The organism is Candidatus Brachybacter algidus (assembly GCF_016707225.1).
GTDB classification, from domain to species: Bacteria; Bacteroidota; Bacteroidia; order Chitinophagales; family Saprospiraceae; genus Parvibacillus; species Parvibacillus algidus.
In genome coordinates this window covers 864,859-888,690 of record NZ_JADJID010000003.1, presented here as the reverse complement: position 1 = coordinate 888,690, position 23,832 = coordinate 864,859, and the positions used below count along the sequence as shown (strand labels likewise).

The window sequence follows — 23,832 nt, the reverse complement described above, 5'->3', positions numbered from 1 at the left end:
TATGTTTTCTGAAAAAAATAAATTGCTTTTAGATACTTACCAAAGATTTATTGATATAGTACTTGGCCTTTGCGAACCGGATACTTTAGAAAATATAATGTTGTCAGATGCAATGGGGTTTGGTACTACCACGGATGAAAAAATATTTGGTGTTGAAGCTTTTCTTAAAGTTTTAAAATTTCAAAATGAACAAAGTAAGGGTTTAGATTTCAAATGGAAGGTAGAGCCTGTTAGTCGATATATAAGTCTTTCAGAAGACTTAGCTGCTTTTGCAGACGATATTTATTTAAATTTTGAAGTTAATGGAGAAAAGATAGAAATGTATTTAAGAACATCTATCATATTGGAATACAGAGATGATAAGTGGCTCGTAATTCATTGGCATGGTTCAAAACCGGAAGAAGTTCAAAGCGAAGAAGACACATTTGGCATTGAAACCTGGAAACAAAAAGTAGAAACATTAGAAAAACAGGTAGCTGAAAGAACTGCGGACCTTGTGGAAAAAAATAAGGAACTTGAAGTTGAAGCTTCTTTAGAAAGAGTAAGATCAGTTGCTATGTCAATGCAAAAATCTACAGAATTGGCTGATACCGCATCCATTTTATTCCAACAAATAAAGGAGTTTGGTTTTGAAACCTGGAGTTGCGGATTTTGTATCTGGAAAGAAGATGACATTGTGGAAGTATGGATGGGCGCTGATTCCAGCGGTTTATTACCACCTATGAAAATCCCTTATATTGAGGAACCGACTCATCATGATATATACAATGCTTCGCTAACAGGTGCAGATTCACACGAAAAAATTTGGGAAGGAGGAGCGCTGGAAGAGCATTATAATTTCTTGCGTAAGGTTCCTTCAGTTGCAGTAGCAATCAAGCAATTGGATGAGGCAGGATTATCACTTCCTACAAAACAATGTTATTATGTTGGATTTTTTAAACAAGGTTATTTATTGTTGATTACGAAAGAACCCAATGCTGAAATTCGAGAAATTTGTAAAAAGTTTTCTAATGTTTTTGAACAGTCTTATACACGCTTCCTTGATTTACAAAAAGCAGAAAAGCAGGCAAGAGAAGCTGAGATTGAACTGGCATTGGAAAGAGTTCGCGCCAGAACGATGGCCATGCAGCATAGTGATGAACTGTTGGATGCAGCTACTTTATTATTTCAACAGATTGAATTTTTGGGAGCGCCAACATGGAATTGCTCATTTAATATTTGGGATAAGGATAGAAAACATGCAACCGCCTGGAATGGTACTAAAGAAGGATTCGGCCGTCCATTTAAATCGAATAGCTCGGAAAATGTATATCTGGATTTTTATAAGGGAGGACAGAATGGAGAAAAATTATTTATAAAGGAAATCGGAGGAAAAGTTCTGGAGAATCATTACAAATATATGTCCACAGTGCCAGGAGTGAGTGAAACATTAGCAGAATTAAAAGCAGCAGGAGTCCAATTGCCCACTTTTCAAATTTTTTATATCGCTTACTTTGACCAAGGCTATTTAATGTTTATAACCTACGAACCTGTCCCGGAATTTCAAGAAATTTTCAAACGTTTTGCAAAAGTATTTGAACAAACCTATACCCGTTTTCTCGACTTGCAAAAAGCAGAAGTACAAGCAAGAGAAGCCAAAATTGAAGCCGCCGTTGAAAGAGTACGGGCTGAAGCAATGGCGATGCATTCAACTTCCGACTTTGAAATAGTAGTTAAACAACTCCTGCAACAAATTCAACATTTAAACCTGGAAGGCTTTACCGGTGCTCAAATCATTTTAATTGATGAAAAAGAATTTTTAACTGTCTGGGATTGCTCATCCCCGGGCAATATGGGAGATCCTAAAAGTGCAACTATAAAGTATGAGGCAAAAAAATTTCCAATAATGGGCGTGGAAATTTTAAATAAATGGAAGGAAGGAAACCCGTATTTCGTAATGGACTTTGATTTGAAAAAACTGCGTGCTGCTGTAAAGGAATGGAAGAAAATAAATGAAACCATAGCAGGTATAATTACTGATGCAATTTCAGGAGGTCACCTTACCCACCAATGGGATGCCTGTGGCAGATTGAAAAATGGAATGATTGCTTTCGATATGATTAAACCTCCAGATGATGACGTTCGGAATATCACTATTAAAATGACACATGCTTTTGAGCAGGCCTACACCCGGTTTCTCGACCTGCAAAAAGCAGAAGCACAGGCAAGAGAAGCACAGATAGAAGCAGCACTCGAAAAAGTACGTTCAACATCGTTGGCAATGCATAAGAGTGATGAGCTTAAGGATGTAATACTTGAGGTACTTAAGAAGTTACAGGATTTGGGTATAGCCATGGAAAGCCGGGCAACGGCAATTTTTACTTATGAAAAAGAATCCAAAGACTATTATCAATGGGTTGCTTCACCTGAGTATAAAACAATCATTAACTTTCTCACACCTTACATTGATCACCCTGTTCAGAATGATATTTGGAAGGCCCGGCAAACCGGAACTGATTTCTATGCCAAATCCTATACTGTTCAGGAAAAGAACTCTCTGTTTAGATACTTCTTTGAGCTTCCGGCTTTAAAAAACATGCCACAAGCAGAAAAAGAAAAGGCCCTTGGATATAAATATTACGATGTTGCAATAGCTTTTGAGAAAAATTCAGCTGTTGTATTGGTCAGTCACTCCGGTAAGCAGTTGACAGAAAGTGAAAGTGCAATACTTAGAAGGTTTGCAAAAGTCTTTGAGCAATCCTATATCCGTTTCCTCGATCTACAAAAAGCAGAAGCACAGGCAAGAGAAGCAGAGATTGAACTGGCATTGGAAAGAGTTCGCGCCAGAACTATGGCCATGTTGCATAGTGATGAATTAGCTGATGCATCTTTTTTATTAGATCAGCAGGTAAGGGCATTAGGCATTAAAACATGGGGATGTGCATTTAATATTTATGGTGAAAATGATTCTACTGAATGGTTCAGTAATGAGATGGGCACCCTGCAAACTTATAAAACCCCGAGAGAAAAAATCTTTCTCGATTATTATGAAGCAGGGCAAAAAGGTGAAAAATTATTAATCAAGGAATTTGCAGGAAAAGATTGTGTTGACTGGTATAATTATTTATGTACTCTGCCAGTAATTGGTGATGGTTTATTGCAAATGAAAGCAGCAGGTGGCTCATTTCCGACTCGTCAAATAGATCATGTCGCGTTCTTCAAATATGGTTATCTATTATTTATCAGCTTTGAGCCTGTTTCTGAAACACATGAAATTTTTATTCGTTTTGCCCAAGTTTTCGAACAAACCTATACCCGTTTTCTCGATTTGCAAAAAGCAGAAGTACAAGCATTGAGAGCGGAGCAAGATGTTCTGGAAATAAAAGAAGCTCGAAAAAAGGCAGAACAAGCTTTGTCCATCTTGCAGGCGACACAAAAACAGTTGATCCAATCAGAAAAAATGGCCAGCCTTGGAGAACTTACTGCCGGCATTGCCCACGAAATTCAAAACCCATTGAACTTTGTCAATAATTTTAGTGAAGTGAGCAAAGAGTTGCTGGATGAAATGAAGACAGAATTGGATAATGGAAATACAGAAGATGCTAAAGAAATAGCAGATGATATAATTCAAAATTTAGAAAAAATAAATCATCACGGCAAACGTGCTGATGCCATTGTAAAAGGAATGTTGCAACATAGCAGAAGCAGCAACGGTGTAAAAGAACCTACAGATATCAATGCGCTGTGTGATGAATATTTACGATTAAGTTATCATGGCCTGCGGGCAAAAGACAAATCCTTCAATGCTTCGATGAAAACTGACTTTGATTCATCAATCGGAAATATCAATATCATTCCACAGGATATTGGAAGAGTGATATTGAATCTTTTGACCAATGCATTTTATGCGGTCAATGAAAAGAAAAAATCAGGATTGGAAAATTATGACCCTACGGTTTCTATTGCAACAAAAAAAGAAGATGATAAAACCATAATCTCCATTAAAGACAATGGCAATGGAATTCCACAATCCGCTCTAGACAAAATATTCCAGCCTTTCTTCACAACCAAGCCAACCGGTCAGGGAACTGGTTTGGGATTGAGTTTGGCGTATGACATTATTACGAAAGGACACGGTGGCGAACTTTATGTTGACACAAAAGAAACAGAAGGCACTTCATTCACTATAAAGATTTAATGATGAAAACATTAGTTTTTCTTTTTTGTATTTTTCTCTTTTGGCATTCTGCAGATGCCCAAAATGAAGCTCGAGTGAAACAGAAAGTTGACTCTATTTTTAAAATAATGTCTGTCGAGAAGGATCCGAATGCACGAATAAATTTGGTATTTAGAATTTTCAATTCCAATATTGAACAGTATCCACACCTGATCTCATACTGTCATGAGCAGTTGTACAAAATCGCTGTTAAAAAGAAAGATGCCATAGGTGAAGCACTTTCATGGAGTTTGGCGGGGCATGGATATCGCTTGTCCGGCAACTACATCAAAGGTTTGGAGTATCACCAAAAGGCAGTTGCTATGGCTGAGAAAACAAACAACCCAGCTGCGATTTCATACACCCAAACTATGCTTGCGCATCTTTACAAGGATCGGGAAGATTATCAAAAAGCACTGAAACTTTATCTCGAGGCGTATAAAATTGAACCAAAGGGCGATAATGAAAAACGGCTTATCTATTGGATTCAGGGGAATTTGGCGACGGTTTATTTAGCCATCGGAAAATTAGACTCCGCAATATTTTATGCACAGAAAAGACTCGATATGAAGCTCTCTAAAAATGTTGACATTCAGGCCTTGCAAAGTATTGCCGGGGCGTATAGCCAAATGGGAAGGGTCGCTGAAGCGGAAAAATTGTATCACGAATGCCTGCAAAGCATGGAAAAGAGGGAATCGAGTCGGATGTTGAACATGATCAATCTGGCGTTGGCCGAGCATTTTTATCGTCATAATAACCCGGATTCCGCGGCATTTTACGCGAGAAAATCAATGGAAGTAATTGCCAATAGCAGCTATGCGTATCTGGCTATGAAACCGGCCAAATTGCTGACAGATATATATCAGGAAACCAATGCCGACAGCACGATCAAATATCTGAAAATATTCCGTGCTGCCAATGACAGTCTTTATAGCACACAAGCAAACCAACAACTGCAAATGATGACTTATGAAGATGATATGCGAAAAAGAAATGCAGAAAGTGAAAAAAAAGAATACACAAATAAGATAAAGACAAACTTAATGATTGCCGGATTGGCTTTCTTTTGCTTAATTGCAATCGTCCTGTATTACAACAATAAGCGCAAACAAAAAGCAAACCTCATGTTGGAAGAGGCCTTATCCGAATTAAAATCGACACAGTCACAATTGATCCAATCAGAAAAAATGGCTTCCCTCGGAGAACTAACCGCTGGCATCGCTCATGAAATTCAGAACCCATTAAACTTCGTCAATAATTTTTCTGAACTAAGCAAGGAATTACTTGATGAGATGAAGATAGAATTGGATAATGGAAATCCTGAAGAAGCAAAAGAAATTGCGGATGATGTGATTCAAAATTTAGAAAAAATAAACCACCATGGCAAGCGCGCCGATGCCATTGTAAAAGGAATGTTGCAACACAGCCGCAGTAGCAACGGTGTAAAAGAACCCACCGACATCAATGCCCTGTGTGATGAATATTTGCGATTGAGTTATCATGGCTTAAGGGCAAAGGATAAGTCTTTTAATGCCACGATGAAAACAGATTATGATGAAACAATCGGCAATATCAACATCATACCTCAAGATATAGGAAGAGTCGTATTGAATTTATTGACCAATGCTTTTTATGCAGTGAATGAACATAGAGTCGCACTGCTTGCGTCTCATAATGGAAATGAATACGAACCAACAGTTTCTATCAGTACTAAGAAAATGGTTAACAAAGTTGAAATTACTGTTGGCGACAACGGTAATGGCATTCCTCAGACTATTGTTGATAAAATTTTTCAACCATTTTTTACAACTAAACCAACAGGGCAAGGCACCGGACTAGGACTTTCCATGAGCAACGACATCGTGGTAAAAAGTCACGGTGGCAAAATCATCGTTGAAACCGAAGAGGGCAAAGGCACAAAATTTATTATACATTTACCAATACAAAATACAAATACTATATGAAAATATTAGTTGTAGACGACGAAACAGATGTTAAAAGCCTTTTCGAACAGAGGTTTAGAAAAGAGATCAAGAATAAGGAATGTGAATTTGCATTTGCATTTTCCGGTGAAGAAGCACTTAGTTTTATGCAGGATCATGAACATGAAGCCGTACTGATTCTATCCGATATCAACATGCCCGGAATGAGTGGACTTGAATTATTGAGCAAAATCAAAAAACATTACGAAAAGCCACCTCCCATTGTGATGATGATCACCGCTTATGGTGATGATGAAAACTATAATGAAGCAATGAAACTTGGAGCAGATGATTTTATTACCAAACCTGTTGATTTTACTGCATTAAAGGAAAAGTTAAAAGAAAAATTATGATTACCAAAATTCTTGTAGCAGACGATGAAGTCGATTTGGAAATGCTAATTCGACAAAAATTTAGACAAAAAATCAGAGACCAGCATTACGAATTTTTTTTCGCGCATAATGGAAATGAAGCTTTAGTAAAATTGGTTGAAAATCCGGATATTGAGATCGTGCTCAGTGATATAAATATGCCTGAAATGGACGGCCTGACATTATTAACAAAAATGGGCGAATCAAATCCTTTGGTTAAAACAGTCATGGTTTCCGCTTACGGTGACATGGATAATATCAGAACAGCAATGAATAGGGGAGCATTTGACTTTATTACAAAACCTGTTAATTTTAATGACCTGGAACTTACAATGGAAAAAACCATCAAACAGGTAAGGCAGATCCGGGAAACACTTAAAGCGATCAAGGAAAACAATATACTGCGCATGTATGTGGACGAAAATGTACTGAGCTTTATGGGTTCTAAAGAATATGAAAATTCACTCACTGCAAACGAGACAATAGATGCTACAGTGGTTTTCATAGATATATGTGGTTTTACTTCGATCAGCGAGAAAGAACACCCGGATACGGTGGTACAGTTACTCAATAAATATTTCGATCTAATAGCAAAAGAAATAATAGTTCAGGATGGTATCATAGATAAATTTATAGGAGATTGCGTCATGGCAGTTTTTAAAGGTGCATACCACAGTGATCGTGCTATAGACGCTAGTTTGGCGATAAGAAATGCTATTGACAGCTTGCCGGAAGAACATGATTTTACGCCACATGTAGCTATAGGTATCAACTGTGGTGAAATGGTCTCAGGTAATATTGGTTCCACTACCATCCGCAGATTGGATTATACGGTGATCGGCGATACCGTCAACACTGCACAGCGCATACAATCTACAGCTAAAGGGAGTCAGATACTTATTTCAGAGAAATGTTTTGAAAAAGTAAAAATGTCTTTTCAATGTGAGAATATAGGAAGCTTTCAATTGAAAAACAAAACTGAAGAAGCTACGCTTTATTCAGTAATTAATTAATGGTTTAAAATTCTTTTATGCAATACGAACAGTTGTATTCATTTATAATGGATAAACTTAAGGCTGATTTACCTACTTATTTAACATATCATAATGCTCAACATACTGAAAATGTAATAAAGGCTTCTATTCACTTAGCAAGTATGGAAAATGTGGATGGAAAGGAGTTGATATTGTTAAAAACGGCCGCATTAATGCATGATACCGGGTTTCTGGAAAGTCACATCACTCATGAAATATTGTCCTGCAAATTTGCAAATCAATATCTTCCTGACTTCAACTACATTCAATCTGACATAGATTTAATCTGTCAAATGATTATGGCGACCAGATTGCCGCAGTTGCCGAAAGATCCATTGAGTCGTATATTGTGTGATGCAGATCTGTATTACCTCGGAACTGAAGTATATGAAGAATACGCAGAGAAACTGTTCAACGAATTTCTGAAATTGAAAGTCATAAAGAACAGAGCTGAGTGGAATCGCATGCAATTGGAATTCCTTTCATCTCATAAATATTTTACTCCTTCGGCAATAATTAATCTGGAGAAGCAAAAGCAGTCCAACCTCGATAGAGTGATTGGGCGCGATGATAAGACAAAACCTCAAGAAAATAAAAAACTTAGTTGGGCCGATATTCTGCAAGATGGGCTGATGATGGCTCTGGGTGTTACATTCTCTGGTATGGCACTAAAGTGTTTCTTAGTTCCAAATCATTTTTTTGACGGCGGTATTACCGGTATTTCTCTTTTAATTCATGAGATATATCACATCGACCTTACATTGCTCATCATACTTTTTAATTTACCATTGATAGCTGTGGGTTATTATTCGGTCAGTAAATCTTTTGCTTACCGGACATTGATCAGCGTGGTATTGCTTGGTCTCGCATTATATCTCATCCCTGAAGTTCCGCTGACACACGATAAGTTAATTATATCAGTATTTGGTGGGGCATTTCTTGGAATTGGTATTGGCTTGGTGATGCGTGCTGGAGCAGCGCTGGATGGAATTGAAGTCCTGGCACATTATACACTCAAAAGAACCTCCTTCACAATAACGGAAATTATTTTAGGGATAAATATCTTGATATTCTCTATCGCTGCACTGCAATTTGGGTTAGAAACTGCTCTCTATTCTATTCTGACTTATTTTACCGCTACCAGATGTATTGATTATGTGGTAGAAGGACTTCAAGCGAAAACCGGTGTGACCATTATCTCCGGAAAAAGTGAGATCATTAAATATCAATTGGTCAACCATTTAGGAAGAGGAATTACCGTTTACAAAGGAGAGCGCGGATTTCTACCCGGTAAATTTGAAGAAAGCGCAGATGTCGACATTATATTCACGGTGATCACCCGACTAGAATTAAGAAAACTCAAAAATCTAATTAAAGATGTTGATCCGAATGCTTTTGTATTTGCCAATACGATCAAGGATACGAGTGGAGGGATTTTGAATCGGAGGCACCAGCATTAGGTAATGGGTAATGAGTAATGGGTAATGAGATCGGTCAGGGGAGCTAGATTTGGATGGCAGGCATTCTAGCAAAGATTAAAACACAGGCGATAATTTTTCGATGAAAAATGAAGAATGAAAGATGAAAAATGAGAGCAAGAATTGTTGCTATTTCTGATCCAAAGGCTATTTACAAATATCCGAATAAGATAAATATGCTAATAATAAATTCAATTTTAATTTTAAAGAATCCATTCAATCTTCGCGTTCAACAGCCTTTGACTTTAGTCAGGAGAAAATAATGAATTTTTAGGCCTCAAAGGTCGTTTCTGCACAGAAAATTGCGATAGCTGTTTGCTCCCTTTTAAATCAAGAATATATCGCTTACACTAAAAATAACAATTAACAACTAACAATTACCCCCTATAGTGTTTATAAATCTTCACTGCCGACATCAATACAACTATAAAAGCAACTAATCCTAAAATCCCCCATACAAATGACAAACTTTGCTTGACAGATGCAAGAAAAACAATAGCAAATAGCAGAATTGTTGCCACTTCATTCCATATTCTAAGTTGATTCGAACTGTACTTAAAAATTCCTTTTTTCTGGTTGGCAACCAACTGGTGAATAGTAAAATGATAGATGTAAAGGAGTATTACAAAACCCAGCTTTACATGTAACCAGGTAAATTGTCCAAAATCAGTAAAATACCCGCCCATATACATGACTGTTGGCCCAAGAAACAGCGTCAATATCGCAGAAGGCCAGGTGATGATGTACCACAGTCGATAGATCATAATCGAATATTGCTTTTGCAGCACAGCTTTTGCTGTCTCTATTTCATCGTTTGCCTCCGTATTATAAATCAGTAGTCGCACGATATAAAACAACCCTGCGAACCATGTCACTATGAAGATTATGTGAAGCGCTTTTAGATAGAGAAACATGGAATATGATGATGAAACATGAAAGATAGACGGATGTCAGAAGTCAGATGTCAGATGTCGAAAATTAGAGGTTAGAAGTCAGAAATTAGAAATTAGAATGACCGGTGGAAACCGGATGTTTGGGATTATTGCTGATTACTTATCACCTGATCACCCATCACTTGATCACTTATTACCCATTACTCATTACTCATTACCACTGATTACCGATTACTGACCACTGACCACTGTCTACTGATTACTCATTACCTATATTGTCCTATTTCTTTTCAAGCAGGTTAATCTGATTAATCGCCATCATATTCTTAAGCGTACGCTCCATTCCCTCAGTGCTGCCATCGAGGAAGATGACGTTTCCTTTACCATTTTCAGCGATCTGCTTGATAGATTCTGTCCACATTGTAAATAGAATTACAGAGGTATCCAGGTTGGCATCATGCATTTCTTTGCTGGCTTGAGACATACCCCGTGCTACTTCTTCACGGAATGATGCAACCGCTTGTCCACGCATTCTGGAAGCTTCTCTTTCAGCTTCTGCAGCGATTTTGATCGCATTACCTTCAGCTTCCGCAGATTTGGTTTTTGTGATTAATAGAGCTTGACCTTCATTTTCAGCGGCAGCTTTTAAGTTGTTAGATGCTACGACTTTTGCCATTGAACGCATTACTTCTTCGTCGAATGAAATATCATTGATCTGAAGATCTATCAGGTGGTAACCCCATTCTTCTAACATGACATCCACATTTTCTTTAACCTGTTCAACGATTTCTCTTCTAAGAGTAAGTACTTCTGATTGTTTTTTAGTCGCAACATATGCACGGATACTACCTTCTACAACTCTGGACAGTGTCTGCATAAAAGCTCTTTCGTCAATAAATTTGAAGGCTACAGCCTTTATCGTTTCTTCATTATTACTTAGCACTGCATACAATAACATAGAAGTAAAGTGCACGTTCGCCTGATCGATTGTTGTCGCCTGAAAACCAAGTTCAATCGATCTATTTTGGATGGAGATCGTTTTAAAAACTTGCTCCAAAAATGGAATTTTAAAATTCAAACCAGGTAATAAAACCCGCTGATATTTTCCAAACATGGTGATTACGGCTACAGTACCTTGACGCACTGTCACTAATCCGGAGAAAACAAATAGTGCCGCAAGGACGACAAGAATTATTACTGGAATACTCATAGTATTTTAAATTTTGTTATTTAGGTTGTAAACATGGTGAAGATACACATTAGTTCTAAATGCTGAATATTTTAGACGAATTCAATTTTCCTACTGAACTGTGGCCAGCATCATCGTCATGAATGCTTCAAGCTTGTTATCTTCGATTAATAGTTGATGTGCATGATGTTGTAATTTTTCATTGTAGTCTTCTGCATCTAATATTGCTTTTATATTTTCTTCTTTGGCAAAAGCTATTAATTCCTCGGCTTCAGGCATTTTCTCTACGCTTGCCAATGCGCCAAGATCATTCGCAGTCAGGATCTTGCTTTTAATAAAATGCTCCGGCAACATATCAAAACCGATTGGAATTGGTTGAACCGGTTGGTGAATTGTGTAAACAGCATCTCCTGAAGCTCGAGCATAATAAAGCCTGCCCATTCTGCCCATGAGGTCAATTTTATCGGGATCGATCCGGTTTCTTTCATCTATGATCGATTCATCTACATGGATCTGCACCACTTCACATATTACCAGATTGCCTGCACCGCCGTCTTCACCAAGTGGAATGATCTGGGTTACTTTGCACTCTAGCTGAGCCAAACATTCTTTTACTCTTGGAGGTTTTACTATAGTGGATGCAATAGGTGTAAGACCAGATTTTTCAAACTCATTGACGCCATTTGGATAGTCCACACTGCATAATGCCATTTGTCTTACAATAGCGTAGGAGACTGCATTGATGACACATTCACCAGTCTCAATCACATTGGCCAAAGTATCTTTCGTGGTATTATCGGCTACTCTTCTATTGGCGCTGAAGACGACGATTGGAGGATTCGAGCTGAAGCAATTGAAGAAACTGAATGGTGCAAGATTTACGTTGCCTTTGGCATCCATACTGCTAACAAATGCGATGGGTCGTGGCGCTACTATGGCAAGTAAAAACTGGTGTAAGTCTTTGGTATTTATGGTTTTAGGATCGATGATCATAGCAGTATTTTATATTAAAGATTTAAATGTCTGAGTTGCTTATTAAATTGTTAATCAATAAATTAAATATTTAATATTTTAAAAATATAGATAACTAGATCGCTGTACTTTAAAAAGTGAGTTCTATATTTAAAGTTATATAAAAGGTTTCATTTGCTGTACTCAATCATCGAAGTTTCATTCTGACTTCTAATTTCTAATTTGCAATTTTAGATTGAGTAATAGCAATACTTTGTGAGTTGGTTTCTTGCATCGAAACTTCAGTTAATGAAGTACGGGTTTCGAAGCAACCGGTTCTAAGTTCCACCACGGTGGATCCCACCATTGGAAGTGTCAGTGGTTTAAGTTTTCGAATGGAGAGATCTATGCCGTTTATATTAGGCCAGACGTTGCTTATTTTTTGAATAATTTTTTGTGCTACGGTCTCCAAAAGATCTTCATCTGTAGAGAAAATTTCCCTTGTGATGGTCACCAGGTGCGCATAATCAATCGTTTCATTCATATCGGTGATGATCTTTTCGGTGATTGGAAAAGCTACTTTTAGAGACACATCGAAGTGATTTCCAAGAAGTTTCTCCTCAGGATATAAACCTGTTTTCGATCTGATCGATAGATTTTCAAAACCAACATTCATGGTCATGGTCAGTAATTTTTTGGCAAAATAATTCATTTGTAAGCTATAATCCTACTCTGACACTAAAAAATAAATTAATATTGCGGTCAAATGCTGAAATCTATTGGCTAAAAAAAGCACTATATCAAATTTTCTGGCGAATTGTATCGCTTACATCAGAGTAACTTTAAGTATACTTTGTCTTGTCATTCAAGTTCCGATTCTTCATATTGAAAGTATGATATTCGGTTATACACCCGAGCGTGGATTCAAGTATAGAAGGCGCTTTGCGGCTTATTATATCTTTATCTTGAATGTCAAAGTTTCCAAAAAAGGTAATTCAGAACTCAAGAATGCGCTATACGTCTGCAACCATCGGATGATGATCGACCCTCTTGTACTGCTTAGGCATTGCGATGCGTATATTGTTTCAAAGGCAGAAGTGGCGGATTATCCGGTACTTGGCAGTGGGGCCAAAAATACCGGAGTCATCTTTGTCCAACGGGATCACCGTGGTTCCCGGGCCGCAATTAAGGAGAAAATAGGGGAATTACTTGAAAGAGGGGACAGTGTTGCAATATTTCCGGAAGGCACAGTCAACCTTAAGGATACGACTTCCGACTTCTCCAAAGGATCATTTGATCAGGCTGCTTCTGTCGGCTGTGCTGTGGTGCCTGTGGCGCTTGACTTCGCTGACAGGTCTGTCTATTGGGGTGATGATATTTCCTTGATGGCACATTTTCTTGACGTATTCAGGAGGAGAAGACTAGTGTGTGATATAGTATTTGGTGAACCGATATATTCAAACGACCCAATCGAATTAATGGAAAAGTCCAGAACTTTTATTGATGATGAGTTGATTAAGATGCGTGTCAAATGGGACAATGATCCGAAATTGGCAAAGAAGGTCGCTGCAGTAGCCAGATAATACTTTTTTCGCCTGAGCTAAAACACGTTATTGTTATATTTATGACTTCGAAAGGTCACGAGTTGGAAACTCGCGCCAACCTGCAGAAACTCGCGCCAGAATTAGTTTAAAAACAGACTTATCTCTACATACAAAAAAATAATAATTAACAATTAACACCTAACAATTCATACATCTTCCTCCAATTCCTCATTCTCAAACAAAAACTTCTCCGGCAGTTCCTTTTTCGTCGAAATGCCTAGTTTTTTGAGCCTTTCTGCTTGTCCGATGAGATTGCCTTTTCCGGTGGAAAGTTTACCCATAGCCTGTTCGTATTTTTCAGAAGCTTTACCGAGACTATTTCCTAAATCTTCCATATCACCAATAAATCCGGCAAATTTTTCATAAAGTAATTGTCCCATCTTCGCAATGTTCATGGCGTTGGCATTCTGATGTTCACGTTTCCAGATGTCTGCAACCATCTTGAGGGCCGCGATTAGGTTGGTAGGACTGATGAGAAGAATCCTTTTTTTGTACGCATAATTCCATAATTGCTGATCGAAATGAATAGCCGTCATAAATGCAGGTTCGATGGGAACGAACAGCATTACGAAATCCAGCGACTTTTCAATACTATCATATTCTTTTTTACTAAGTTCATCAATATGAGTTTTAATGGAGCGGATGTGTTCGGCAAGGTATAATTTTTGAGCCTCCACATCTTCCTCATTGGCAAACCTTTCATACGCTGTCAGTGATACCTTGCTATCGACTATGAGGTGGCGATCGCCGGGATATTTGATGATGACATCGGGTTGCTTCTTCCTCCCATTTTCATCTGTGTATGATTCCTGCAGAAAATATTCGCGGTTTTTGACTAGACCAGAGTATTCAAGGATATTTTCAAGGATCATCTCGCCCCAATCTCCCTGAGTTTTGGCCTGACCTTTTAGGGCATTGGTCAAGTTATTGGCGTCTTTACTTATTTGATTATTTAGCGTGACGAGTTCTTTGATTCGTGCTTCCAGACTGAATCTTTCCTTGGATTCCCGATCATAAGTTTCTTCTACCTTTTTCTTAAAGTCTACAATATTTTCCTTTAGGGGATGCAGTATTTGTTCCATACTTTCCTTATTGGAAAGGGAAAATTTAGCTGTTTTTTCTTCAAGTAATTTATTTGCAACCGATTCGAATTCCAACAAGGATTTCTTGCGAATTTCTTCTACTTCTGATTTATTGGTTTCGAGTTTTTCATGCAGCCCATCATTATAAGCTTCCAACTTTGATATTTCTGATAATAATTTATTTAGTTGTTGTTGATTTTCTTCCAAAAGTTCTTGCTGCTTATGGATTGTTTGTGATTGTATTGATAAATTTTCAAGATTGGATTCCTGACGGGCGCTTAACTCCGAAATGCGGTTCTGTTGCTGCCTTGTGATTTGTTGTTCATTTGAAAATATTTCTGCCGCTTTTTGTAATTGGGCGCCTTGTTCTTCAATTCGAGTTTTCAAATTCAACTGCTCATTAGCGGAAAGTATTGATTTATCTCTTTCTGCATTGAAGTCAGCTCTTGGCACATGGCTTGCTTTCACCACAAAATATGTAATTAGGCCACCAAATAGTAGGAAGCTAAGACAAAGTAAGACGGTATTTTGGTCAATTATCATGTGGTGAAATTAATGATACTTTTGGAAATGGGGCTAAGGGGATTTTGCACCAACTAAAGTTAGAGGGAATTGAACGCGAAGAGGATGATTGTCAATAATATTAGAGAGATTTGCAAAGTTGGAATTTATTAATTTGACAATTTAAAGAAAAGATAATTAGAAATGGACATCAAATTCATGCGTTCAATAGCCCTTGATTTTAATCAGGGTAAAGAATATTTCAATGTTTTCCTCCAACTAAAGTTGGAGGCAATTGAACTCGAAGAGGATAGGTTGTCTAAAAAATTTGAGAGATTTTCATAATTTGGAATAATTTCATTACAAACTGCAATTTATTATTTACACACTGTCAAACAGCAAACTTCAAACCCCAAACATCTTATAAACAAATTTAAATAATGGACATTTCTATTTCAAATCAGTATTTAGGAGAATTTATTGTTTGTTCAATTTTCTTTTCGATTTGATCTTATACCACTCTATAATACTAATTCCCAGCAACAACCATAGCAAACCCAGCACATAACCTGCCAATACATCCGTCAGAAAATGAACCCCCAAATAAATTCGGCTGAAACCTATTAAAAGGATAAAAACTATACCGGCAACAAACCAAAATAGCCGATGTGATAAATTGTTCCGAATAATTAAATAAAAAATCATTCCGTAGAATGCAACTGCTGCCATAGAATGTCCACTCGGAAATGAATAGGAATACTCCTGATAATAACTGTAATCCACAGGGCGTATCCGTTCAAAATAATTTTTGCCGATTATTATTGTTGCTCCAGTGCCTATTAATGTAATTAATATCGAGATGATATAAATATTTTTTTTTAAATAAACGGCTATCGCTATGGCAATTAAAGCTAAAGAAATCACATATGGAAAAGAGGCTAACTTTGTAAAATAAAAGAAAAATATTGCCAGCCAATCTACTCGGACATCAAAAGCATATTTAGCCAGATTAGCGTCAAGCGTCAACATACTTTCACTGTTTTCAAACTGTTCCGCCAGCTCATTAAAAGTTAATATACTTGAAATAGAGATCAATACGATCATAGTAAGTGGAAATCCTAAAAAATCCCTTAGAGAAAGTCTGTCCGATATGACCTTATAGAGTTTGGGATGCCTTTCCGCAAACTTAAGTGCAAAGCGGTTTGTGAGCAGCCAATTTAAAATGTCAGATAAATATTTCATTCGCAATTAATATTGCTCGAAAGCTAATTACCTGTTTTCTTCATTTAATACTCCGGTATATTTCTTTAGATATTTTAGAATCAAATACATAACTCCAGTGGCTACACATGCGATCATTAGCGGGTAACTAAATGTGTTTGTCCCTTGAACATAATTGCCTGCATAATTAAATACAAAGAAAATAATGAAGAGTGCAGCCAAGCCATTTTTTTCTTTTTTCAATACTTTTTTCCAACTAAATGGCCATGTTGGTGCGACGAAATGCTTAAATGAAGGGAAGAAAGGCGGCACATCCTTGGACCAATCCAAATAAGCCTGTCCAAATTTTCCTCTCAAAAATTGTTCTTCTGCAAACATGATTCGCTCGTAATAAACCCAATAAAATAAACAAAATGCAATTACAAACCAAAGATTGCCGGTCAACATAGCCGGACCCAGCCACATCAGAAAATTACCCAAATACAATGGATGTCTTACAAGGGAATAAATGCCGGTTGTATTCAATGAATCCGCTACCTGTTCAGCGACATTTCTTCCGGAAGTATTGACCGGTGTGTGGCCGACAGTATAAATTCTGACGCCTAAACCTGCCAAACCAACAAGGAGGCATAATAATTCATACCAACCTTCGTATGGAGTGTTCTCAAGGAAAAACGTTTCAGGATTCATTTTCATGTGGATATACATTACAGCACCCAATCCTAGGATGATCAATGGCAATACGCCTCTGTATCTAAATAGCCAGAGTCCTTGTTTTTCAAATTCTTCCTGTAATGCCATGTTTAACGATTTTTTATTTTGTGAAGGGCACAAATATAGAGATTTATTCAAAAAACAGGAGGTAGATTAATTTGTGTGTGTGTATAACAAATTGCACTAGGCAGAAAAAGGAAAGACTTGTCGAGATTCCTCGCTTCGCTCGGAAAGACCTCATGTCGGTGAGATAGGGGTATAAAATGGGGTGGCGCCGCCACCCCATTTTATACCCCCCTAAGAACTAAGATTCTGTCATTCCGACTGAAGGGAGGAATCTACAAAATAAAAATCAACTACTTTATTCGTATCCATCTTTTTATAAGTTATATATTAATATCTATAAGTTGTTGTGCAATTAGTAATACACATTTAATTTGTCATTAATCCTCAGGATTCAAACTACGGTATTTTTTAATAATCAGTGATGCTTCATTTAAACTTCTTTGAATTTAACCCAACTTCCTGTTTAGATTTTATCTAAATTGAATAGTTGAACTTTTGCTTAACTATTCCGTTTCAAAAATTGGCATTTTGTGCCTACATTTGCCGAAATTATTAAAAGCAAAAACATGAATTGGTTTGGTACCTTTTTGACCTCAAAGATGGGACAGAAGATCGTCATGAGCCTTACGGGTTTATTTCTGACATCTTTTCTTCTGATCCATTTAGCCGGTAATCTTCAATTACTCAAAGACGATCAAGGGGAAGCTTTTAATCGCTATGCACACTTTATGGTGCACAATCCTGTTATCGAATTTGTTTCAATAGGTCTTTATATTTCAATCTTAATTCATGCCATTCAAGGCATATGGATTGCTATAGCAAATAGAAAAGCAAGGGGCGCTAAGTCATATGCCAAGACAAGTGGTGTATCCAGATCATGGGCATCCGGCAATATGGCTTTACTTGGTTCGCTTATTTTATTCTTCATCCTAATCCACATGGGAGATTTTTGGTTAAAGTACAAGTTTGGTTCTTCTCTGCCAATGATCGTGATAGATGGAGTAGAACAGAAGAATCTTTACTTCTCTGTTTCTCAAACATTCAGCGAGCTTTGGTTAGTATGCTTTTATGTCTTATCGACCCTGGTCTTATTTTTTCACCTAACGCATGGTATCAGTAGTGCATTCCAGACTCTTGGTATTAATAATAGGAAATACACTCCGGCTATCAAATTTGTTGGTAACTTATATGCATTTCTGATATGTTTAGGATTTGCATATATTCCAATTTATTTTTACTTATTTCTGACAAATTAATAATCATCCATTTGATTTTCAAACAACTATAAGTTATTTTATATGAGTTTAGATGCTAAAATACCGGAAGGCGCCATCGGCGAAAAATGGTCAAAATATAAATCATCAGTTTCGCTGATAAATCCTACCAATAAAAGGAGTCTCGAAATCATTGTAGTAGGTTCGGGTCTAGCAGGATCATCTGCTGCTGCTTCTCTTGCTGAAATGGGTTATAAGGTGAAAGTATTTTGCTTTCAGGATAGCCCCAGGAGAGCTCACAGCATTGCTGCCCAAGGAGGTATAAATGCTGCGAAGAATTATCAAAACGATGGTGATAGTGTATATCGCTTATTTTATGATACCATCAAAGGAGGAGATTACCGGTCCAGAGAAGGCAATGTACATAGACTCGCTGAAGTCAGTGGTAATATAATTGACCAATGTGTGGCTCAAGGCGTTCCATTCGCACGAGAATATGGTGGTCTATTGAGCAACAGGTCTTTCGGAGGAACACAAGTGCAACGTACATTTTATGCAGCTGGCCAGACGGGGCAACAACTATTATTGGGTGCCTATTCAGCGCTTGAGCGCCAGATTGGAATGGGAACAGTTGAGATGTATAGCAGACATGAGATGTTGGACATCGTCACAATAGATGGCAAAGCAAGAGGTATTATAGCAAGAAATCTGATTACAGGAGACCTTGAAAGGCATTTTGGACATGCCGTTTTACTATGCACGGGAGGATATGGAAATGTTTTCTACCTATCTACTAACGCCATGGGTAGCAATGTAACAGCTGCCTGGAAAGCACATAAAAAAGGAGCATATTTTGGCAATCCTTGTTTTACTCAGATACATCCAACATGCATTCCTGTGAGTGGAGATCATCAATCAAAACTGACCTTAATGTCAGAATCATTGAGAAATGATGGAAGAATATGGGTGCCTAAGAAAAAGGATGATAGCAGAGGCCCTAACGCAATACCGGAGGAAGAACGTGATTATTACCTTGAAAGAAGATATCCTGCTTTTGGTAATCTTGTGCCAAGAGATGTTGCTTCCAGAGCCGCTAAAGAAAGGTGTGATGAAGGATATGGCGTAGGAGGATCTAAAATGGCAGTTTACCTGGATTTCGGTGCAGCTATCATCAGATTCGGAACGACAGAAGCTACCAAACAAAGCCTCGATAATCCTTCAGCAGAAGAGATTGTAAAACTTGGGAAACTTATAATAAAGGAAAAATATGGTAACCTGTTTGATATGTACAAGCAGATCACTGGTGAAGATCCATATGAAGTGCCGATGAGAATCTATCCGGCAGTGCATTATACGATGGGTGGATTATGGGTGGACTATAATTTAATGACTACAGTGCCGGGCATGTATGCACTTGGAGAAGCTAACTTTTCAGATCATGGCGCCAACAGGCTGGGTGCTTCGGCTTTAATGCAAGGTCTTGCTGATGGATATTTTGTATTGCCATACACCATTGGTGCTTATCTTGCTAATGAGATCAGAACAAAGGCTATTCCTACTGATCATGAGGCGTTTGTAGCCGCTGAAAACAAAGTAAGAGGTGATATTGACAAATTGTTTAATATCAAAGGCAAACATTCCGTCGATCATTTCCACAAAAAACTTGGAAAAGTAATGTGGAATAAATGTGGTATGGCAAGAAATGCTGTGAGTTTGAGAGAAGCTATAGAAGAGATTAGAGAGATTCGTCGTGAATTTTGGTCTGATGTAAGAATTCCTGGTGATGCATATGAATTTAACCCAGAACTGGAAAAAGCAGGACGCGTGGCTGATTTTATTGAATTGGGAGAATTAATGTGTATCGATGCATTAAGCAGGGATGAATCTTGTGGAGGACATTTCAGAGAAGAATATCAGACAGCAGAAGGGGAAGCATTGAGAGATGATGAAAATTTCTCTTTCGTCTCAGCATGGGAATACAAAGGAGAAAGTGAGTTTGAATTGCACAAAGAACCACTTGTCTACGAAAATATTAAAATAGCAGCAAGAAGCTATAAATAGTTTTTTTAATAAAAAAAATATAAGTAGGGTGTAGCATTTGCACCACAAATATAAAAACAGGATCCGGTATGAAGTTAACGCTTAAAGTTTGGAGACAAAAAAATAACAAGGCTTCAGGAGCTTTACAATCTTATGAGGTAAATGATATTTCACCAGATATGTCATTTTTGGAGATGTTTGATGTTCTTAATGAACGTTTGATAGAAGAGGGGACAGAGCCAATAGCATTTGATCACGATTGTCGTGAAGGAATTTGTGGAAGTTGCAGCATGTACATCAATGGAAGACCTCACGGACCTAAAAGAGGAATCACTACCTGTCAGTTGCACATGAGATCATTCAATGATGGTGATACGATCATCGTAGAACCATGGAGAGCTAAAGCATTCCCTGTCATCAAAGACCTCGTGGTAGATCGTTCCGCTTTTGACAGGATCATTGCTTCAGGAGGATTTGTATCAGTCAATACCGGCAACGCTCAGGACGCGAACAATATTTTTATCGGTAAGGAGGTAGCAGACAGAGCTTTTGAAGCAGCAGCATGTATTGGTTGTGGTGCTTGTGTGGCAGCTTGTCCCAATTCCAGTTCGATGTTGTTTACTTCAGCTAAGGTCAACCAACTTAATCAACTTCCCCAAGGTCAGCCTGAGAGATATAAAAGGACTCAGGACATGATACATCAGATGGAAAAAGAAGGTTTTGGTGGTTGTTCTAATACCGGTGCCTGCGAATATGAATGTCCAAAAGAAATATCCATAGAAAATATTGCTGCCATGAATCGCGACTTTTTGAAAGCATCGCTGATTAAAGAATAGGTCGTTTTCCAGGTATCTTATTGCGATATTGGATAATAATCTCCTAATTTATTCATTTATTTTATACAGTGTAACGATTTATGGAATAATTTTGAGCTTTATTCAGTTATAAGCTCATGAAATATATTAATCAAACATTTATTATTTTATTCTTCCTGATAGGAGTTATGCTTACATTAAGCGTAGGATGTCAATTTGATAAGATAGACCTGGTAGGTGGTTCCGTTGATACAACTGACACTATCGTTATTGATACTACAGATACTACAACAATGTCAGATTGTGATCCGAATGTAGTATATTTTCAAAGAGATGTGTTGCCTATTATTGCCTCATCGTGCGCTAAAAGCGGATGTCACGATGTAATTACACATGAAGAAGGCATTGTTTTGGATAATTTCACCAATATAATCAAGACAGGTAAAATTAAAGGTGGCAATTTGAATAGTGGTGATTTTTATAAAGTAATAATTGAAACAAAAGCCAGTAAAAGGATGCCGCCCCCACCTAATGCAGCACTAACTGCTGAACAAATAGCCATTGTTAAAAAATGGATCGAACAAGGTGCTAAAGAACTAACCTGCAACGAAGGCAGTATATGTGATGATAGCAATGTGACCTATTCAAAAACTGTCGCTCCTATACTGGCCAAAAGTTGTAATGGTTGTCATAATCCCAATTTTATTTCAGGTGGAGTGATCCTAAGTACGTATAGTGGTGCTTCTGCTATAGCTGCAAACGGAATGTTGGCCGGAACTATTTCTCATGCTGTGGGTTTTAAACCGATGCCCAAAGCAGGTGCAAAGCTCAGCAGTTGTAATATCAAATTAATCAATAAATGGATCAGCGATGGCGCACCGAATAATTAAATCAACTTTCTTAGTTCTTTTTCTATCCCTATTCTTTTTTTCATGCTATTATAGCAACGAAGAGGATGTATATGGGAATGTGGTAACTTGTGATTTAACGAAAGCTAAATACAGTCAAAGAGTAAGTGAGATCATGTCTACAAATTGTACAAGTTGTCATGGAGCAGGATTGCAGGAGGCCGGCATAAGGGTAGATACTTATGAAAGTATGAAGAACTTAGCTGAAAGTGGTCTTTTACTCAAAGTACTCAGACATGAATCGGGTGTGGTACCAATGCCGTATGTGCTTCCCAAATTGTCTAATTGTAACATTTCCATCATAGAAGAATGGGTAAGCAATGGTGCATTAAATGACTGATATTTCAAAAGTTATGATCACTTTAGTTCCAGCTAAAAGGAAAAGTTTTAAAATAATAGGGGCATCATTAGGAAAAAATAATAAAATATGAAAAAAATAGCATTAACAGCTTTAGTAATTTTAATCGCTATGGCAGGTGTGGGTTACTGGATGTGGAATAAGCCACATGAAGATATTGCTGGTGCTAAAGCTGAAATGAGTATAGAGTCCAATCAACTATTGAAAGAATTTGAGACAAATGAACAAGCTGCAAATACTAAATTCGTTGGAAAATTAATTCAAGTAAGTGGAAAAATATTTCAGATAGATAATACTGCTGATGGGTCAGTTAATATTTTACTTGAATCAGAGAATCCAATGAGTACTGTCTTATGTCAGCTTGATCCATTGCAAAAGCAGGACCATGCAGGTCTTGCTGTTGGCCAGGCAATAACCTTAAAAGGAAAGTGTTCGGGATTTACCACGGATGTAGTGCTGGACAGATGCCATATTGTTAAATAGTAACTTATTAATTATTAGAGATATCTACAATTTATCACGTAAATTAAATTTAAGAAAAATGAAAAAGTATTTTAATTCGAATGAATTATTGAAGATGGGTTTCTTCATGTTCATGCTCTCGGCGACTTTTAGTGTGTTTGGTCAGGGTAAATATTTTACCAGAGAAGGAAATGTCCAATTCAAATCTGAAGCGACTTTGGAAAAAATAGAGGCAAAAAATAATAAAGTGAGTTCTGCTGTAGATTCTAAAACAGGAAAAGTTGAATTCGCTGTTTTGATCAAATCATTTCATTTTGAAAAAGCATTGATGCAGGAGCATTTCAATGAAAATTATATGGAATCTGATAAATTTCCAAAAGCAACTTTCGCAGGTACCATTACGAATCTGAGTGATATTAACTTTGGAAAGGATGGTTCATATAAAGCAACCGTTAAGGGTAAGATGACGATACATGGTGTGACAAAGGATGTGAGCAGTACAGGAACCATTAAGGTATCGAAGGGTGCTATCAACGTTACTAACTCCTTCAAAATACTACTCGCCGATTATGGCATCGAAATACCATCTGTGGTGAAGGATAAAATATCAAAAGAAGTGGAAGTAGCAGTAAATTCTGATTACAAAGCAATGTAATAAGTATTTCTAGTTTCGGCAGTTGATAAACGATGGTAGATGGCTGATGTTAGAAGGTAGACGGTATTTAGTTAATTGATTAATATTTTTCCTCTTATT

21 protein-coding genes are annotated in these 23,832 nt (G+C 37.4%); 14 read left to right on the top strand and 7 right to left on the bottom strand.

Translation table 11 applies throughout. The features are described from left to right. Nucleotide 1 precedes the first annotated feature (1 nt). From IPI15_RS13610 to IPI15_RS13590, 5 genes are read left to right on the top strand one after another with little or no spacing between them, the layout of a single operon-like run. Entirely contained in the window at nucleotides 2-4,177 is a 4,176-nt protein-coding gene (locus tag IPI15_RS13610) for an ATP-binding protein (RefSeq protein WP_287403247.1), read from the top strand. A gap of 2 nt (nucleotides 4,178-4,179) precedes the next feature. Beyond that, entirely contained in the window at nucleotides 4,180-6,159 is a 1,980-nt protein-coding gene (locus tag IPI15_RS13605; protein ID WP_287420719.1) for an ATP-binding protein, read from the top strand. Continuing rightward, nucleotides 6,156-6,530, top strand: a complete 375-nt coding sequence (locus IPI15_RS13600) for a response regulator (RefSeq protein WP_287403251.1) — start codon at nucleotides 6,156-6,158, stop codon at nucleotides 6,528-6,530. The genes IPI15_RS13605 and IPI15_RS13600 overlap by 4 nt, the downstream gene beginning before the upstream one ends. Next, nucleotides 6,527-7,561: an adenylate/guanylate cyclase domain-containing protein gene (locus IPI15_RS13595; RefSeq protein ID WP_287403252.1), complete on the top strand. Its 1,035-nt coding sequence runs from the start codon at nucleotides 6,527-6,529 to the stop codon at nucleotides 7,559-7,561. Before IPI15_RS13600 ends, IPI15_RS13595 begins: the two co-directional genes overlap by 4 nt. Nucleotides 7,562-7,578: 17 nt before the next feature. Next, the gene (locus tag IPI15_RS13590) at nucleotides 7,579-9,042 is read left to right on the top strand and encodes a YitT family protein (RefSeq protein ID WP_287403254.1); all 1,464 of its coding nucleotides are present in this window, start codon (nucleotides 7,579-7,581) and stop codon (nucleotides 9,040-9,042) included. A 395-nt stretch (nucleotides 9,043-9,437) separates the two neighbouring features. Here IPI15_RS13590 and IPI15_RS13585 read toward each other — a convergent pair whose 3' ends face one another. From IPI15_RS13585 to IPI15_RS13570, 4 genes are all read right to left on the bottom strand, one after another. Continuing rightward, the gene (locus IPI15_RS13585) at nucleotides 9,438-9,974 is read right to left on the bottom strand and encodes a CopD family protein (RefSeq protein ID WP_287403255.1); all 537 of its coding nucleotides are present in this window, start codon (nucleotides 9,972-9,974) and stop codon (nucleotides 9,438-9,440) included. Nucleotides 9,975-10,233: 259 nt separating this feature from the next. Beyond that, the gene (locus IPI15_RS13580) at nucleotides 10,234-11,163 is read right to left on the bottom strand and encodes an SPFH domain-containing protein (protein WP_287403256.1); all 930 of its coding nucleotides are present in this window, start codon (nucleotides 11,161-11,163) and stop codon (nucleotides 10,234-10,236) included. Between the two features lie 90 nt (nucleotides 11,164-11,253). Next, the gene (locus IPI15_RS13575; protein ID WP_287420717.1) at nucleotides 11,254-12,135 is read right to left on the bottom strand and encodes a flavin reductase family protein; all 882 of its coding nucleotides are present in this window, start codon (nucleotides 12,133-12,135) and stop codon (nucleotides 11,254-11,256) included. A gap of 196 nt (nucleotides 12,136-12,331) precedes the next feature. Next, entirely contained in the window at nucleotides 12,332-12,805 is a 474-nt protein-coding gene (locus IPI15_RS13570) for a dihydroneopterin aldolase (protein ID WP_287420716.1), read from the bottom strand. 67 nt (nucleotides 12,806-12,872) lie between these two features. Here IPI15_RS13570 and IPI15_RS13565 point away from each other — a divergent pair, with 67 nt between their 5' ends. Continuing rightward, on the top strand, nucleotides 12,873-13,676 hold the full coding sequence (locus tag IPI15_RS13565) for a lysophospholipid acyltransferase family protein (RefSeq protein ID WP_287420714.1): 804 nt from the start codon (nucleotides 12,873-12,875) through the stop codon (nucleotides 13,674-13,676). A gap of 167 nt (nucleotides 13,677-13,843) precedes the next feature. On the opposite strand, the gene IPI15_RS13560 is transcribed toward IPI15_RS13565, so the two are convergent. Further along, nucleotides 13,844-15,322, bottom strand: a complete 1,479-nt coding sequence (locus IPI15_RS13560; protein WP_287420712.1) for a DNA recombination protein RmuC — start codon at nucleotides 15,320-15,322, stop codon at nucleotides 13,844-13,846. A 162-nt stretch (nucleotides 15,323-15,484) separates the two neighbouring features. Between IPI15_RS13560 and IPI15_RS13555 the strand changes: the two genes are divergently transcribed. Further along, nucleotides 15,485-15,625, top strand: coding sequence for a hypothetical protein (locus IPI15_RS13555; RefSeq protein ID WP_287420710.1), 141 nt, complete (start codon nucleotides 15,485-15,487; stop codon nucleotides 15,623-15,625). Between the two features lie 132 nt (nucleotides 15,626-15,757). Here IPI15_RS13555 and IPI15_RS13550 read toward each other — a convergent pair whose 3' ends face one another. Further along, nucleotides 15,758-16,522 carry a phosphatase PAP2 family protein gene (locus IPI15_RS13550; RefSeq protein WP_287420708.1) on the bottom strand — a complete coding sequence of 255 codons (765 nt, stop codon included), beginning with the start codon at nucleotides 16,520-16,522 and terminating at the stop codon, nucleotides 15,758-15,760. Nucleotides 16,523-16,549: 27 nt separating this feature from the next. Beyond that, the gene (locus IPI15_RS13545; RefSeq protein ID WP_287403269.1) at nucleotides 16,550-17,302 is read right to left on the bottom strand and encodes a methyltransferase family protein; all 753 of its coding nucleotides are present in this window, start codon (nucleotides 17,300-17,302) and stop codon (nucleotides 16,550-16,552) included. 545 nt (nucleotides 17,303-17,847) lie between these two features. Between IPI15_RS13545 and IPI15_RS13540 the strand changes: the two genes are divergently transcribed. The 7 genes from IPI15_RS13540 to IPI15_RS13510 all read left to right on the top strand — a co-directional run bounded on the left by IPI15_RS13540 (nucleotide 17,848) and on the right by IPI15_RS13510 (nucleotide 23,733). Then, nucleotides 17,848-18,537 carry a succinate dehydrogenase cytochrome b subunit gene (locus tag IPI15_RS13540; protein ID WP_287420706.1) on the top strand — a complete coding sequence of 230 codons (690 nt, stop codon included), beginning with the start codon at nucleotides 17,848-17,850 and terminating at the stop codon, nucleotides 18,535-18,537. A 42-nt stretch (nucleotides 18,538-18,579) separates the two neighbouring features. Then, nucleotides 18,580-20,556, top strand: coding sequence for a fumarate reductase/succinate dehydrogenase flavoprotein subunit (locus IPI15_RS13535; protein WP_287420704.1), 1,977 nt, complete (start codon nucleotides 18,580-18,582; stop codon nucleotides 20,554-20,556). Nucleotides 20,557-20,624: 68 nt separating this feature from the next. Continuing rightward, the gene (locus tag IPI15_RS13530) at nucleotides 20,625-21,371 is read left to right on the top strand and encodes a succinate dehydrogenase/fumarate reductase iron-sulfur subunit (protein ID WP_287403275.1); all 747 of its coding nucleotides are present in this window, start codon (nucleotides 20,625-20,627) and stop codon (nucleotides 21,369-21,371) included. A gap of 116 nt (nucleotides 21,372-21,487) precedes the next feature. Continuing rightward, nucleotides 21,488-22,240, top strand: coding sequence for a hypothetical protein (locus tag IPI15_RS13525; protein WP_287420702.1), 753 nt, complete (start codon nucleotides 21,488-21,490; stop codon nucleotides 22,238-22,240). Then, nucleotides 22,221-22,598, top strand: coding sequence for a c-type cytochrome domain-containing protein (locus IPI15_RS13520; RefSeq protein WP_287403281.1), 378 nt, complete (start codon nucleotides 22,221-22,223; stop codon nucleotides 22,596-22,598). The genes IPI15_RS13525 and IPI15_RS13520 overlap by 20 nt, the downstream gene beginning before the upstream one ends. 87 nt (nucleotides 22,599-22,685) lie before the next feature. Beyond that, nucleotides 22,686-23,099, top strand: a complete 414-nt coding sequence (locus tag IPI15_RS13515) for an OB-fold protein (protein ID WP_287420700.1) — start codon at nucleotides 22,686-22,688, stop codon at nucleotides 23,097-23,099. 58 nt (nucleotides 23,100-23,157) lie between these two features. Next, nucleotides 23,158-23,733 (top strand): YceI family protein, encoded by a 576-nt coding sequence (locus IPI15_RS13510; RefSeq protein ID WP_287403287.1) that lies wholly within the window; start codon nucleotides 23,158-23,160, stop codon nucleotides 23,731-23,733. The last annotated feature ends 99 nt before the right edge of the window (nucleotides 23,734-23,832 follow it).

Bases quoted from the DNA above. Each gene is read 5' to 3' on its own strand.
- IPI15_RS13535 (WP_287420704.1), top strand. From the start codon at position 18,580: ATGAGTTTAGATGCTAAAATACCGGAAGGCGCCATCGGCGAAAAATGG.
- IPI15_RS13540 (WP_287420706.1), top strand. From the start codon at position 17,848: ATGAATTGGTTTGGTACCTTTTTGACCTCAAAGATGGGACAGAAGATC.
- IPI15_RS13595 (WP_287403252.1), top strand. From the start codon at position 6,527: ATGATTACCAAAATTCTTGTAGCAGACGATGAAGTCGATTTGGAAATG.
- IPI15_RS13605 (WP_287420719.1), top strand. From the start codon at position 4,180: ATGAAAACATTAGTTTTTCTTTTTTGTATTTTTCTCTTTTGGCATTCT.
- IPI15_RS13575 (WP_287420717.1), bottom strand. From the start codon at position 12,135: ATGATCATCGATCCTAAAACCATAAATACCAAAGACTTACACCAGTTT.
- IPI15_RS13550 (WP_287420708.1), bottom strand. From the start codon at position 16,522: ATGAAATATTTATCTGACATTTTAAATTGGCTGCTCACAAACCGCTTT.
- IPI15_RS13510 (WP_287403287.1), top strand. From the start codon at position 23,158: ATGAAAAAGTATTTTAATTCGAATGAATTATTGAAGATGGGTTTCTTC.
- IPI15_RS13545 (WP_287403269.1), bottom strand. From the start codon at position 17,302: ATGGCATTACAGGAAGAATTTGAAAAACAAGGACTCTGGCTATTTAGA.
- IPI15_RS13590 (WP_287403254.1), top strand. From the start codon at position 7,579: ATGCAATACGAACAGTTGTATTCATTTATAATGGATAAACTTAAGGCT.
- IPI15_RS13560 (WP_287420712.1), bottom strand. From the start codon at position 15,322: ATGATAATTGACCAAAATACCGTCTTACTTTGTCTTAGCTTCCTACTA.
- IPI15_RS13570 (WP_287420716.1), bottom strand. From the start codon at position 12,805: ATGAATTATTTTGCCAAAAAATTACTGACCATGACCATGAATGTTGGT.
- IPI15_RS13525 (WP_287420702.1), top strand. From the start codon at position 21,488: ATGAAATATATTAATCAAACATTTATTATTTTATTCTTCCTGATAGGA.
- IPI15_RS13520 (WP_287403281.1), top strand. From the start codon at position 22,221: ATGGCGCACCGAATAATTAAATCAACTTTCTTAGTTCTTTTTCTATCC.
- IPI15_RS13610 (WP_287403247.1), top strand. From the start codon at position 2: ATGTTTTCTGAAAAAAATAAATTGCTTTTAGATACTTACCAAAGATTT.
- IPI15_RS13585 (WP_287403255.1), bottom strand. From the start codon at position 9,974: ATGTTTCTCTATCTAAAAGCGCTTCACATAATCTTCATAGTGACATGG.
- IPI15_RS13555 (WP_287420710.1), top strand. From the start codon at position 15,485: ATGGACATCAAATTCATGCGTTCAATAGCCCTTGATTTTAATCAGGGT.
- IPI15_RS13600 (WP_287403251.1), top strand. From the start codon at position 6,156: ATGAAAATATTAGTTGTAGACGACGAAACAGATGTTAAAAGCCTTTTC.
- IPI15_RS13515 (WP_287420700.1), top strand. From the start codon at position 22,686: ATGAAAAAAATAGCATTAACAGCTTTAGTAATTTTAATCGCTATGGCA.
- IPI15_RS13530 (WP_287403275.1), top strand. From the start codon at position 20,625: ATGAAGTTAACGCTTAAAGTTTGGAGACAAAAAAATAACAAGGCTTCA.
- IPI15_RS13580 (WP_287403256.1), bottom strand. From the start codon at position 11,163: ATGAGTATTCCAGTAATAATTCTTGTCGTCCTTGCGGCACTATTTGTT.